Raw genomic sequence first — 13,939 nt, 5'->3', positions numbered from 1 at the left:
TTTCCTAATTAACTAAGTAAGAAGAAGCTGGCATTACCCACTCTCAGCAATGATTCTCCATTATTCTTCTGATTTATATTCTGAACGGACCAGAGCATCGTCATTAATTTCATCGATGTTGGCAAAAAATTCTAAGTGATTGTGGAAAACCTCCAGTTCTACCGGTGTATCTCCGCCGTATTCGCCATCTAAATTAATCTTGAACTCATCTTTCTGATCCAAAACTTCAATTTTTAATTTAGAGGTTTTGAGGTATTCAATATTTGAATCATTAACGTGTTTCCCACCATTTACAGCTTGCATAATGAGAGACAGCATTTCAAATAATTTAGCTGTTTTGACTAAGATCAAGGTAAAGTTCCCATCATCAAGTTTAGCATCTGGTGCTACACTTTCAAAGCCACCGATCGAATTGGTCAATGCTGCGAAAACAAGAGAAACTGGTCCAACATAGACCCCATTGTCGTGTTCAATCCGTACCTTTCGGGTTTTATTTTTAGGGAATTTTTTCACAGCTTCGGCCACATAAGCAAAGTAGCCATAGCGTGATTTCACTTCACTTGGTACGCTAAAGGTTAATTCGGACAAGGTTCCTGCTGCAGCAATATTGATAAAATATTTACTTCTGTAAGCACGGCCAATGTCCATTTGAATAGTTTGATTCTTCTCAATGATCCGTGCAGCTGCGACTGGGTCTCCCATTGGAATCTTCAGTGCACGAGCATAATCGTTGGTTGTTCCAGTTGGAATAAAAGCCATCTTTGGACGGTGTTGCAAGCTAGCAACCCCATTGACAACCTCATTAATAGTCCCATCTCCTCCAGCAGCAATTATCAAATCAAAACCAGCTTTTGCAGCTCGTTCTGCTTCTAATTGAGCTGAAAGGGGCTCTGGAGTGGTCTGATAGGCACTTGTTTCATAGCCAACATCCTCTAACACATCCAAAACTTCTGCGATATTCTTTTTAATGATTTCCTGACCAGAGGTCGGATTATATATCACTCGTGCTTTTTTAATCTTATTTTCCATACATGCCTCTATAATCTTTCAAGCCAGGCTTCATCCTGTATTTCAATCGATAATTCCTGCGCTTTGCTTAATTTACTTCCCGCATCGCGACCTGCTACTAATAGGTCAGTTTTTTTGGACACGGAACCTGTGACTTTAGCCCCTAAGGCTTCTAATTTAGCCTTGGCTTCCGAACGTGTCAGACGTTCCAGTTTACCAGTTAAGACAACTGTTTTACCGGACAAAGGAGCATCTGCTACAACCTTTTGTCCAAGGTAATCTAAGTTTACCCCAGCATCCTTAAGCTCTTCTAAAAGAAGTTGAGAGCCTTCCTGGGCAAAATAACGCTTAAGACTTTCAGCAACCACCATTCCTAAACTGTCTATCGCCGCAATCTTTTCAACCTCTGCATCTGCTATAGTTGGAATGGAATGGAATTCCTGGAGCAAGAGCTGGCTAGCCTTACTTCCCACATGACGAATTCCCAGACCAAACAATAGTTTTTCAGCAGAATTCCCCTTCGATGTCTGAATAGCATCTACTAATTTTTGGGCAGATTTTTCTTTAAATCCATCCAATTGTAAGAGATCATCCACGGTCAGGCGATAAATACCTGCTACATCTTGAACCAGTTCTTTAGAAAACAGTTTTTCAACCACTGCTGGCCCCAAGCCAGTAATGTTCATGGCATCTCGGCTGGCAAAGTGAGCTAGGCCTTCCTTGATTTGAGCCGGACAACGGGGGTTGATACAACGCAAGGCCACTTCATCTTCAAAATGAAGGAGCTCGCTCTGACAACTCGGACAATGGCTCGGAATCTCTAATCGCTCTTCTGATACTCGTTTATCCATGACAACACGCAAGACAGCTGGGATAATGTCCCCGGCCTTATAAACAATAACCGTATCGTCCTTGCGGATATCTTTCTCAGCAATGTAATCTACATTATGGAGAGTAGCACGACTAACCGTCGTCCCTGCCAGCTGAACGGGAGTCAAATTAGCCGTTGGTGTCACCACTCCAGTCCGACCGACTGTCCAATCAACTGACAAGAGTTTTGCTTCTTTCTCCTCAGCTGGGAATTTGTAAGCCACTGCCCATTTGGGAGCCTTGACGGTAAAGCCAAGTTCTTCTTGAACAGCTAGATCATTTACTTTAATCACGACCCCGTCAATATCATATGGAAGTTGATCGCGCATGGCTGCAACTTCTTGAATATAAGCCCAGACTTGCTCGATACTGGTCGCTGTCTTGTGATGAGGATTGACGACAAAACCGAGGCGGTTTAGTTTGGCTAATACCTTCTCTTGGGTCGCTTGATCAGTAGGACTAGCTTCCTGGTAGAGGAAGGTCGCGAGCTTGCGCTCCGCAACAATTTTCGTATCTAACTGTCTAAGAGTACCGGCTGCAGCATTTCGAGGATTCGCAAACTCTGCCTCTCCATTTTCTTGGCGGGACAAATTTACGGCATCAAAAGACGCACGGGGCATGTAACATTCTCCGCGAACGGTTAATGTAAGAGGTTCCGGTAGAACTAGAGGAATATCGCGAACTCGCTTGAGGTTCTCGGTAATATTTTCTCCAACACTCCCATCCCCCCGCGTAGCACCAATTTCGAGGACACCATCCACATAAGAAAGTGAAATAGATAGACCATCTATTTTTAACTCACATACATAGGTGACAGATGGAAATTCCTTGCGAACCCGTTGGTCAAAGGCCACCAATTCTTCATAAGAAAAGGCGTCCTGCAAGCTATAAAGCGGGTAAGTATGCTGGTATTTTTCAAATCCTTTGAGAATGGTTCCTCCTACCCGATGAGTTGGACTATTTGGTTGGACTAGTTCTGGATAGGCTTCTTCTAATTCTACAAGTTCTCGGTATAGACGATCATATTCTTGATCAGATACCGAGGGAGCATCTTTGGTATAATATTCTTCCGCATATTGGTTGAGTAGATTTACTAACTCTTTTATTCTGGTTTCCATACTTCTATTTTACCATAAAAACGCTTTACTGTGGCCTGTCTGACTACTTCCCACTAGAAAAAAAAGCATTTTTTTACTACCCATCCGAAATCCTACTTCAATGAGTAAAAAAAGCCTGAAGCAAGGCTTCAGACTCTTAATTTATTGAGTTAAATCAATATGATTTGAAATTCGTTTGATCAGAATCGCTCCGACAATCAGAGAAGCGAATTCACCCAAACCAGTAGTCAACCAATTCAAGAAGAATGGTGTTTCGTTTATAATATGCAATTCTAAGGCAATCGTGAACATAGAGAGGGCAAAGAAAATTGAAAATAAGAAATGATCCTTGCGAATCCATCCATTAAAGAGCTCTTCCTTTTCAAATTGTTTAAATAGGTAAACCCCAAGTGTTACAAAGACCAAGGTAGATCCACCACCAACGATCAAATCGACAATTCCGTAACTCATGAAGTTAGAAATCATACACCCAATGGTAACAGACCAAATGTATTTTCGATTGTAGAAAGCCATGAAGTTGAGCATTTCAGAAACACGGAATTGGATCTCATTGCTTCCGATGGCATTCAACGGGGGCGTAATGGTCAAGGCCACATAGAGAGCTGCAACTAGGGCAATCTGTGCCAAGTCACGAACAGTATAGTTTTTCATCGTTTTCTCCTTTAGCGGTTTTACCGCGTCTAATATGCTTGGTGAAAGAAGCTAAGCACCAAGGGTTGATCTTTGCCGATGACCCAAACTAATAGATTTCAAAGCAACAAATCAACTTTATAAGTATAGCATAAATAAGGAAATTATGATAGACTAATTGTATGAAAAAACTACTTAATCGAATCTTTGATAATGAAATTTTAGCCTACCTGATCTTTGGTGTTGCTACAACGATTGTATCCGTTGCTACTCGGCTGATTGTTTTCCAACTGACAGACCAGGAACAGCTAGCTACCTTGATTGGAAATATTGCAGGAATTCTTTTTGCCTTTGCTACCAATGATACGATTGTCTTTAAACAAGAAAGAAAAGGCTGGATGAAACGGTTGATTGTTTTCTCTTTTGCTAGAATGGGAACTCTGGTGCTGGACCTCTTGATGACCACCATCTTTGTAACCCAGTATCCGCAAATCATTGGTCAGTTTGTCAATATGAATCGGACGGCTATCAATACCATCGAAACCTTTGCTGCCCAATTTATGATTGTCATTTTGAACTATATTTTCAGTAAACTTTTTGTCTTCCGAAATAAGAAGTAAGTTTCAAATAACTATAAAAAACCGCCAGAACTCATATGGTCTCTGACGGTATTTTTTTATACTTCTAGACTAGATACTTGGGCGCTTACATAATAAATCTTTCCTTCCACACCAAAGTAGTCCTTGACCAAGCCTTTTAATTCGTCCATTGCTTCTTTGGCCCGTCCTGCTTGCTCTTCAGTCACTGCCTCCATCACAAGAATAGCCTGTCGTGTTTCTTCTGTCAGCATGGTTCTTTGAGCCTCTCTCCAATTCAAACAACGGCAAACAGCCCCTTCTTGATCATAATAAATGATCTCTTCCGGCAAAGCAGGAGCGTCTTCCTCAGCTCCTAGCGGGAAGAATGGCTCTCCCCCCTTAGCTTTTCCTAAGGATAAGCCTCCAGCTAATTTTTCCATATCCTCACCACCACAGGGGATAGCATAGGCTAGCGAAACACTATTGTAGAGATCAACCAAAGGATTAATCGGATAAAACTCCCGTCCTTGCGACACACGTTTCAATAGGGCTTCAATGGAAGAACGAGCTCCTTTTTTGGTCTTAAATTTGGTAAAAGCCTGACGCCATTCTTGAACGACTGGACTAGCAGTGAACTGATCTTCATCAATATATTCTTTTGATCGTGCGACTCCCTTGTCGAGCAGATCCTTAAAATATGGATCCTTGCTCTCATCGACATGATTGTCAATACCTTCTACTGTCATCACCACTACTTTTGCTTGGGGAAACAAATCCCAAAATGCCTGATCTACTGTAAATTTCATTTCTTTACCTCACTATAGTTTCTTTTTTGACCTTTTTTCACTAGCTCCCAATCCGCCGCTACGTTTTCTCTCATTTTAGCAAGCCATTCCTCTAGTTGAAGGATTTCTGGCTTTGAAAATCCCTTTAAGGCAGCCTTTTCAGAATAAGCATGCTCAGCAAGGATAAAAGGATAAAGTGCTTGACCCTTTTCCGTCAGGATCCATTTTTTTATCTTTTGATTGGAAGGATCATTTAATTCTCGGATAAATCCTTTATCAGCTAATTTTTTAACAGAGCGGGCTACTGTTGAGCGGTCTACTTTTAATAAATCGGATAACTCCTCTTGAATAATTCCTGGTTGCTCCCCAATCCGTACTAAATACAGGTATTGGCCTCTTGCCAGCTCCAAATCTCGGAACTCAATATTGGCAATCGAATCTAATGCTCGGGCTATGATGCCAATCTCTCTTAGAACCTTCATCTGCTCCTCCTTTCCTTTAAAAGGAGTCTATCAAATTTTTATTGCAAATGCAACTAAATATACCTAAAATAAAAAGCCGGATGAAAACCGGCTTGTTCATGTATGACTACTTTGAGATCAGTCCTGATTTTTTCTCAAGTTTTTAAGATGGAAACGACGCTTGAGTGACGCTTCTTTTTGGTGAAAAGCTACTTGAGAAGACTTGTACTTGGCTACCACATCCCCATCTTTTGTTTCAAATCTCGCTTCAATCGCATATTGAATACTAGCATTTAAGATACAGCCAATAATCAATACTTTAGCTACCAGGATAAACCAGAACATAATGACCGCTAAAAGGACTGACCCGAAGAAACGAGCATCTAAGAAACTCGTGATGTAGTGATCAACATATTTCCAGAAAATATTCAAGGTCAAATAAAGGACTGCTGTCACAAAGATGGCTCCCGGAAAGACATAGCGAAACTTAGGAATTTTGATATTGGGAAGAGTGTAATAGAGCAAGAGCAAGGTTAAAAAGAGCAGGAAGTAAACCGAAGGTCCTGAAATATTTAAGAGGCGAAGGTAGATACTTTCATCAAACTTGAAAATTTCATAGACGGAACGAATAATCATCCGGCCAAACATGGTCAAAACCAAAGATAGACCGAACAAACCTTGCAGAGCAAAACTAATCAAAATACTGAAGATTCTCGCCCAGATAATCCCCCTCTCCTTCTCCACTCCATAACTTTTATTGAAGGCTCTCTGCAGGTAAGCGATACACTGTGAGGAGACCCATAAAGCCGAAATGATGGAGAAACTAAGCAAACCAGTAGACGGCTTAGTAAGCACCGATGAAATAACTTGCAAGACAATCCGGTACATGGAAGCAGGTAATACTTCACGCAAGGTCAGCAAAATCTGAGTCGGACGAATCTGGAAGTAAGGAAGGATATTGGCTGCAATCAACAATAAAGGGAGAATAGAAATCAATAAATAATAGGCCACTGCTATACTTGTGATGTCCGATTCAGAGGCCATATAAAAGCGCAAGAACCCCTTAATAAACGGTCGTTGGCCTAGCCATTTTAGAAACTTTTTCATATCTTTCCTCCCCTAAACAAAGTCATAAAAAGAGAAAAGAGCGAAACCGTTTTTTATCTTCAGCTCCATTCTTTCCTCTCTACTTGTTTTAATAGGTTCCTTCTTCGCCTTGACTAGTCAAAATAACAGGACCGTCTTTTGTAATCACAAATTGATGTTCGTACTGACAAGAAAGTCCACCGTCAAGGGTTTTGTGGGCCCAACCTGTCTTCATATCTGTATCGATCTCCCAAGTTCCGGTATTAATCATCGGTTCAATAGTCAAGACCATCCCTTCACGTAAGCGCAAGCCACGTCCTGCACGTCCGTAGTGAGGAACCATTGGTTCTTCATGCATGGTTGGTCCTACACCGTGACCGACCAAATCGCGTACTACACCATAGCCTTTGCTTTCAGCATATTCTTGAATCGCTGCTCCAATATCACCCAGACGATTTCCGACAACCGCTTGTTCAATCCCCTTATAGAGACATTCCTTGGTGACATCCATGAGATCTTTGACCTCTTGGGAAACATTCCCAACTGCATAGGCCCAACAAGAATCAGCCAAACCACCAGAGTAGTTTTCTGTATACTTTTTCACTTGTGCAACATTATCAAAGTCCAACTTTGAGACATCAACAACAGACTTGTCTAAGGGTTCAGACAAGACCATATCCACCTTTAAGAGGTCACCATCTTTTAAGACATAGTGGCGAGGAAAGGCGTGAGCCACTTCATCATTGATCCCACAACATGTCGCATAGGGATAGTCCATCAAGCTTCCTTCTACACCGATCTGAAGGGGCAAGACGTTGGCTTCTTTACAGCGACGTCGAACATACTCTTCGACTTCCCACAGATCGAGACCTGGTTTGATCAAATCCCGTAGGCCAATATGGATACTAGCAAGAAAGTCTCCTGCACGGTCCATGGCTTCGATTTCACGCTGTGATTTCAATGTAATCATCTATTTCCTACTTCCATTCTAATTAATTTTCAAAGTGACGGTGGCCTTCGTAACTAATTGCAGATTCAAGTACAAATCAAAATCTATAATAGCCGATCGTCTAGTCTGGCGAACAATACGCGTTTCAATTCGCAAGGTATCGTCCACTTGAACAGCTTGGAGATAATAGACCAAGAGCTGTTCGATAATTAAATTTTTTCCAGAATTCATCATGAGCTGGCGAGTGACTGTTGTTAGAACTTCAGTGAGAACGCCATTCGAGAGAACACCACTCTTTTCTAACATACTTGGTTCAACCGTCAATTCAAAATGATTGGCTTGCAGAACTACTTTTTGACTGATTTGTTCACTAAAGGTTGGCAAGCCCGACAATTGTTCCTTGCTCACCCGGTCCATGACCGCACGACGAGTAATAACCCCTAACAAGGTTTGATTGCTGCGAATAACAGGGATCATCTCAAAATCTTCTGCAATCATGCGTTGACTGACATTGGCGATACTAGAGGATAGGTTTGTCGTAAAGACGCTACGGGACATGACCTTGTCCAGAGTTGTCTGGGGTGTCTTGTCTCCGGCATCCCGCATGGTCACCACTCCAACAACCATTTGGTGCTGATTGACGACAGGAAAACGACTAAACCGGCTTTTTCTTACCAAGTCCAAATAATCTCGTACGGTATCTGTTTCCCGTAAAAAACCATATTCATGCATAGGCGAATAGACTTGTTCGACCGTTAAAATATCTGTTTTTATTTGCATATTAGCGAGAGCACGGTTGATCATGGTCGCCACGGTATAGGTATCATGCTTGGTACGTAAGATAGGAGTTTGACCACTGCGACCCAGTTCCAAAATAGAAGGATCGACGTCAAAGCCACCGGTTACAAGAACAGCATTGTCGTGTTGGAGGGCCAGACGCTGGATATTGGTCCGGTCTCCCACAATGAGGAGTCCACCTTCAGAGACATAATCTAAAATATGCTCTTCTGTCATGGCCCCGATATAAAACTTGTTGAACTCTCGTTCCAGCCCTTCTTTCCCTGCCAAGACTTCCGAACCGGTAATTTCTACAATCTCTCGGAAAGTCAGATGTTCTAGGACAGCCTTTTTGGACTTGACACGAACTGTCCCACTACGAGGTCTCGTTTCAACAATTCCACGATTTTCAGCTTCTTTAATCGCCCGATAGGCAGTCCCATCACTCACCTGCAAATAGTTCGAGATACTTCTCACACTGACACGTTTGCCAATTGGTAGTTTCTCCAAATAATCTAAGATCGCTTGGTGTTTACTCATTGAGATCTCCTCTATCTATGCAGAACTCGTAATAATCCCGCATCTTTCGGGTATAGCGGTCACTCCCCTTGAATTGCCGTTTCAAACTATAACCGGCATGTAAAGCCACCTGTTGACTGGCAATATTTTCAACATGGGTAATGATTTGGACTTGTTTGAGATGAAATTCCTGAAAGGACAAGAAGGTAATCTCTTTGACAACCTCTGTCATGAGGCCTTGACCCCAATAGTCCTTGTGTAAGAAATAACCAAGTTCTGCTTCTTTCTTAATTTCATCCAACTTTTCAAACTTAATCGATCCAATCACACGGTCTGTTCTCTTGTCACAAATCGCCCATATTCCTAAAGGATTCTTTAGAAAATAATTCGCCAAGACATACTGGCATTCCTCTAGGGAGGTTTGTGCTGGGAAAATAAAAGGCAAATTCTCTGGATTGGAGGATATGGTATAAAAGTCAGCGGCATCACTATATAGAAAGGGCCTCAAGAAGAGGCGCTCTGTTTCAAAACATGAAAATGCTGCTAGTTGCGTCCAAATGTTCATAAAAATCGTTCGTTATGCTTCATCAATCAGCTCGATGTCAGCTCCCAATTGTTGCAATTTTTCAATAATATGCGAATAGCCGCGAAGGATAAACTCAATATTGGTAATCTCCGTTCTACCCTGAGCCATCAATCCAGCAATCACCAAGGCAGCACCTGCACGCAGGTCTGTCGCCTTAACTGGAGCACCTGTTAATTGATTCGGTCCTTGGTAAACAATGCGATCACCAACTGTTTCAATGGTAGCACCCATTCGCATCAATTCAGCCACATGGTTGACCCGCTTTTGATAAATGGTATCTACGATGCTTCCCTTTCCATTAGCGGTCAAGAGCAATGGAGTCAAGGGTTGCTGCAAATCCGTTGCAAAGCCAGGGTAAGGAGAGGTTTTGATGTGAACAGCTTTCAGATTTTCTTGCTTTTCAACAAACACACTATCCTCAGAAATCGTCATACGAACGCCCATTTCTTCCAACTTAGCGATAAAGCTTTCTAGGTGTTCGTAGAGGACATTCGTAATTTGAATCCCTTCTCCCACAGCAGCAGCAAGAGCGATATAAGTCCCTGCTTCGATGCGATCGGGGATCACTTGGTGACGCGTCCCGTGGAGATAGTCCACTCCTTCAATGGTAATGATATCTGTACCCGCACCACGAATGTGTGCTCCCATATTATTGAGAAGGGTCACGACGTCAATGATCTCAGGTTCACGAGCAGCATTTTCAATAACGGTACGACCTTCCGCTTTAACAGCTGCTAGAATGGTATTAATAGTTGCTCCAACGCTAACCGTATCCATATAGATAGCTGCGCCACGAAGACTCTGTCCATTTGTGGAAAGGTTCATACTCGAACCATCCATGGTCATCTTAGCACCCATCGCCTCAAAGGCTTTCAAATGCAGATCAATGGGACGTGGACCTAGGTCACATCCCCCTGGTAAACCTACAGTTGCGCGGCCATAACGTCCCAATAGACTTCCGTAGAAATAGTAAGAAGCGCGAAGACTGTTGATCTTTCCAAATGGCATTGGCATATCTTGTACACCACGTGGATCGATAATAAGAGTCTCCCCATCTCGCTCCACCTTTGCCCCCATGAGGGTCATGATGTCAATCAAGCTAGCCACATCTGAAATATCTGGAACACCATCAAGGGTCACAATTTCGTCTGCTAAAATAGTCGCTGGAATAAGGGCCACCACGCTATTTTTGGCACCACTAATGGTCACGTCACCTTTTAAAGGGCGACCACCATTAATAATAATTTTTTTCATGTTAATTTATATAAGCTCTTTCAATCATTCGGTAAAAATTACCGCGTCTATTATATCATAAAAACGCTTCATTTTCCACTCTTTCTTATCTTTTGATCGGTCAATCCAATCCTTAGAAAACCTCAACTATATGTTTTACTATTTTTTTATATTTTTGCTTGCAAACCTAATTTATTTATGTGTTATCTTGTTGTTTTTTAAAAAAAGGCAGCCCTTTTCCGACTGCCTTTTCTGACTTTATTTCACTTCATTTCCTACTTCGTATTTACTGCCTTTTAGAGCTCGGCTCAAGGACCATTTCCAAGGTTTCCCTTCAATGGTTACTTGATGCTTTTCCAAATCGACACTTACTTTTTCCACGCCTTTTACAGCAGATAATTTTTCAGTGACAGCATTGGCACAACCTTGGCATTTCATTCCTGTAATTTCATATGTTTTTGACATAATTATTTTCCTTTCTTTTACATGAGGAGATGATTTTTCTCCAAGTTCTTACAATTTTTTTCTCTTTAATCTGAGAGCATTCAGTACAACCGATACCGAACTAAAACTCATGGCTAGACCTGCTAACATCGGGTTTAAGAGCGGGCCACCAAAGAGATAGAGAAGCCCCATCGCCACCGGAATGGCTAAAACATTGTAGATAAAGGCCCAGAACAAGTTTTCCTTGATGGTCTTAATCGTGTAACGACTAATTTCCAAGGCTCGGACAACATCCATTAATTGCGGTTTCATGACCACGATATCCGCACTTTCCATGGCGATATCTGTCCCAGATCCCATGGCAATCCCGATATCCGCGGTTGCAAGAGCTGGTGCATCGTTGATTCCATCTCCCACCATGATCACAGACTTGCCTTCTGCTTGCAAATCTTGGATCACCCGTGATTTTTCTTGAGGAAGGACTTGACTGATGACCTGCTGGATTCCAGCCTTCTTGGCAATCGCTCGAGCAGTCCGTTCATTATCCCCAGTCAGCATGATGACCTCCTTGCCCATTTTTTCTAGGCTAGCAACCATTTCTAAACTATCTTCCTTAATCCGGTCTGCTACTCCAAATAGGGCCAAGAGTTGTCCATCTTCAGCTAAGAAAATCGGGGTTTGTCCATCCTGAGTTAAGTCCTCCAAGTCAGCCTTGGCAAGATGAATATCGATTCCTTCCTCATCCATGAGCGTTTGATTCCCAGCCAGATAAACCTTCCCAGCATAGCTAGCAGTGAGTCCCCTTCCTGTTAGACTAGAGAAGTTTTCCATCTCTAATAAGTCTATATGCTCTTCTTTCGCAGCATCCAAAATAGCTTGTCCTAGCGGATGTTCGGACTTGGCTTCCAGAGAAGCTAGGACTTGTAAGGCATGGTTCGTTTGACCATAGGTATAGGAAGAAGACAACTGAGGTTTACCTTGAGTGATGGTCCCCGTTTTATCGAAGACCAAGACTTGCGCTTGATGAGCTAACTCAAGGACATCTCCTCTCTTATAGAGGATCCCATGCTCTGCCCCTAGCCCTGTCCCCACCATAATGGCTGTCGGAGTCGCTAAACCTAGAGCACATGGGCAGGCAATGACCAAGACACTGATCGTTACCGTCATAGCAAAGGTGAAGGTCTCACCCATGACGAAGTACCAAAAGAGGCCTGATAAGAGGGCAATCCCCATGACTACTGGGACAAAGACCCCTGCCACTTGATCCGCAATCTTGGCAATCGGTGCTTTGGTTTGTTGGGCATCTTCCACCAGCTGAATGATTTGTGCTAGTAAGGTATCGCGACCAACTTTCTCAGCCCGATAAACCAAACTACCTTGTCCATTAATGGAACCTGCGTAAACTTGACTGCTTTCTGTTTTTTGGATGGGGATAGATTCACCCGTCAGCATGCTTTCATCAATGGCTGATTGTCCGGAAACCACTTGACCATCAACGGCTATTTTTTCGCCTGGTTTGACCAGGATCTGATCACCAACGACCAAGTCTTCTACAGGTAGTTTCACTTCCTTTCCATCACGTAGGACTGTTGCCTCTTTAGCCGCCAGATGTATGAGCTTTTTAATGGCTTGAGAAGTACGCCCTTTTGATAGCGTTTCAAAATACTTACCCAAAGTAATTAGGGTCAGGATCACGGCTACAGATTCAAAATAAAGCTGGTGCACGTGATGGTGGTGGCCAAGCAAAATGTGATAAGTCCCATAAAGACTATAAAGAAAGGCTGCACTAGTCGCCAAAGCCACCAAAGCATCCATATTGGGATGGCCTTTTATAAGAGTCCGGAAGCCATTTCGATAAAAGGCTCGTCCTAAGATCATCACAGGGATGGTTAAGGCCAAAAGTACAAGAGTATAAGCCACTGGTGCTTGATCAGGTGAAACAAATGCAGGTGCCGGTAGGCCAATCATGGGCCCCATTGCTAGATAAAAGAGAGGCAGGGTGAAGACGGAAGACCAAAAGAGGCGTTTTCGGATCAATTGTAGCTTGTCACCTTCTCGCTCTTCTTGGCTCTTAGCTGTATCTGGATTGTATACTACTGCCTCATAACCGGCGTCCGCTACTGCTTTTGAAATAGCCTCTGGACTCAAAGGTTCCCCCTGATATTCAACCGTCATTTTTTCAGTGGTTAGGTTTACTGTCGCTTTTTCAACACCCTCAAGATGGTTAACAGCTTTCTCCACATTGATGACACAGGATGCACAGGTCATCCCATTGACGACAAAAGTTTCTTCTTTCATTTATCTTCCTCCACATGACTGGCACAGTGACACTGGCCAGGTTGGCAATCACATTGAACCCGCTCCACGCTCACTTTCGAAGCCAGGAGGTCTTGCAATCCCTTCATTTGCTCCTCGGTCATTGGGGTTTGCTGGATTAATCGCTCCAATATGTGACCATGCTTGGTCAAGCAGATCTTACTAAAAACTTCATTGACAGCTGTAAAATTAGCCTCTTCTTCATTGAGGACAGCCTGATACAAATAGGTCCGACCTTCTCTTCGGCTCGTCAAATAGCCCTTATCAGCCAATCGTCCTAAGAGGGTTTTCACCGTCGAAGCTGACCAGTCCTGCTTGGTGGAGAGAATCTTGGTTATTTCTGTAGAAGTCGCTTCCCCCTTAGTCCAGAGAACTCTCATGACTTCCCATTCCGCACTTGAAATCTTTGCCATTCTTTTACCTTTCTAGCTCTCATCAAGAACAATTGATTTACATTTGTAGTTTTATTATACACCTTCCATTTTGGTTGTCAATTATTTTGTTTACATTTGTAGATTAATTTCATAAAAAGAGAGTGGGACAGAAATCGGTAATTCGTTAGAATTCGATTTCGTCGTC

Annotated in this window: 14 protein-coding genes and 1 riboswitch; of the genes, 1 reads left to right on the top strand and 13 read right to left on the bottom strand. The window is 42.7% G+C overall.

Going from position 1 to position 13,939, the window contains the following annotated elements; genetic code table 11:
• Positions 1-60 precede the first annotated feature (60 nt).
• The 3 genes from QZ158_RS03820 to QZ158_RS03810 all read right to left on the bottom strand — a co-directional run bounded on the left by QZ158_RS03820 (position 61) and on the right by QZ158_RS03810 (position 3,647).
• The gene (locus QZ158_RS03820; protein ID WP_293874982.1) at positions 61-1,029 is read right to left on the bottom strand and encodes a diacylglycerol kinase family lipid kinase; all 969 of its coding nucleotides are present in this window, start codon (positions 1,027-1,029) and stop codon (positions 61-63) included.
• 8 nt (positions 1,030-1,037) lie between these two features.
• On the bottom strand, positions 1,038-2,996 hold the full coding sequence (gene ligA, locus QZ158_RS03815; protein WP_293874980.1) for an NAD-dependent DNA ligase LigA: 1,959 nt from the start codon (positions 2,994-2,996) through the stop codon (positions 1,038-1,040).
• 141 nt (positions 2,997-3,137) lie between these two features.
• Positions 3,138-3,647 carry a QueT transporter family protein gene (locus tag QZ158_RS03810; protein WP_293874978.1) on the bottom strand — a complete coding sequence of 170 codons (510 nt, stop codon included), beginning with the start codon at positions 3,645-3,647 and terminating at the stop codon, positions 3,138-3,140.
• Positions 3,645-3,780: riboswitch (PreQ1 riboswitch) on the bottom strand. (Overlaps the previous gene by 3 nt.)
• A gap of 28 nt (positions 3,781-3,808) precedes the next feature.
• Between QZ158_RS03810 and QZ158_RS03805 the strand changes: the two genes are divergently transcribed.
• Positions 3,809-4,246 carry a GtrA family protein gene (locus QZ158_RS03805; protein WP_293874976.1) on the top strand — a complete coding sequence of 146 codons (438 nt, stop codon included), beginning with the start codon at positions 3,809-3,811 and terminating at the stop codon, positions 4,244-4,246.
• 56 nt (positions 4,247-4,302) lie between these two features.
• On the opposite strand, the gene QZ158_RS03800 is transcribed toward QZ158_RS03805, so the two are convergent.
• The 10 genes from QZ158_RS03800 to QZ158_RS03755 form a co-directional block, all read right to left on the bottom strand.
• A complete protein-coding gene (locus QZ158_RS03800) occupies positions 4,303-5,010 on the bottom strand; it encodes a phenylalanine--tRNA ligase beta subunit-related protein (protein ID WP_293874974.1) in 708 nt (235 codons plus the stop codon).
• Positions 5,007-5,471 (bottom strand): MarR family transcriptional regulator, encoded by a 465-nt coding sequence (locus QZ158_RS03795; RefSeq protein ID WP_293874972.1) that lies wholly within the window; start codon positions 5,469-5,471, stop codon positions 5,007-5,009. The genes QZ158_RS03800 and QZ158_RS03795 overlap by 4 nt, the downstream gene beginning before the upstream one ends.
• 117 nt (positions 5,472-5,588) lie before the next feature.
• The gene (locus QZ158_RS03790) at positions 5,589-6,557 is read right to left on the bottom strand and encodes a YihY/virulence factor BrkB family protein (RefSeq protein WP_293874970.1); all 969 of its coding nucleotides are present in this window, start codon (positions 6,555-6,557) and stop codon (positions 5,589-5,591) included.
• 88 nt (positions 6,558-6,645) lie between these two features.
• On the bottom strand, positions 6,646-7,506 hold the full coding sequence (locus QZ158_RS03785; RefSeq protein ID WP_048789126.1) for a methionyl aminopeptidase: 861 nt from the start codon (positions 7,504-7,506) through the stop codon (positions 6,646-6,648).
• A gap of 18 nt (positions 7,507-7,524) precedes the next feature.
• Positions 7,525-8,802, bottom strand: a complete 1,278-nt coding sequence (gene spxR, locus QZ158_RS03780) for a CBS-HotDog domain-containing transcription factor SpxR (RefSeq protein WP_293874967.1) — start codon at positions 8,800-8,802, stop codon at positions 7,525-7,527.
• Positions 8,795-9,346: a GNAT family N-acetyltransferase gene (locus QZ158_RS03775; protein WP_293874965.1), complete on the bottom strand. Its 552-nt coding sequence runs from the start codon at positions 9,344-9,346 to the stop codon at positions 8,795-8,797. Before QZ158_RS03775 ends, spxR begins: the two co-directional genes overlap by 8 nt.
• A 12-nt stretch (positions 9,347-9,358) precedes the next feature.
• On the bottom strand, positions 9,359-10,621 hold the full coding sequence (locus tag QZ158_RS03770; protein ID WP_293874963.1) for a UDP-N-acetylglucosamine 1-carboxyvinyltransferase: 1,263 nt from the start codon (positions 10,619-10,621) through the stop codon (positions 9,359-9,361).
• Positions 10,622-10,858: 237 nt separating this feature from the next.
• Positions 10,859-11,065 (bottom strand): copper chaperone CopZ, encoded by a 207-nt coding sequence (gene copZ, locus QZ158_RS03765; RefSeq protein ID WP_293874961.1) that lies wholly within the window; start codon positions 11,063-11,065, stop codon positions 10,859-10,861.
• Positions 11,066-11,113: 48 nt separating this feature from the next.
• The gene (locus tag QZ158_RS03760) at positions 11,114-13,342 is read right to left on the bottom strand and encodes a cation-translocating P-type ATPase (protein WP_293874959.1); all 2,229 of its coding nucleotides are present in this window, start codon (positions 13,340-13,342) and stop codon (positions 11,114-11,116) included.
• A complete protein-coding gene (locus tag QZ158_RS03755) occupies positions 13,339-13,773 on the bottom strand; it encodes a CopY/TcrY family copper transport repressor (RefSeq protein ID WP_293874957.1) in 435 nt (144 codons plus the stop codon). Before QZ158_RS03755 ends, QZ158_RS03760 begins: the two co-directional genes overlap by 4 nt.
• Between the last annotated feature and the right edge of the window lie 166 nt (positions 13,774-13,939).

It is taken from the genome of Streptococcus sp. A12 (assembly GCF_905372335.1).
In the GTDB taxonomy this organism is placed as follows: Bacteria; Bacillota; Bacilli; order Lactobacillales; family Streptococcaceae; genus Streptococcus.
This window is presented reverse-complemented; position numbering and strand designations above follow the sequence as displayed.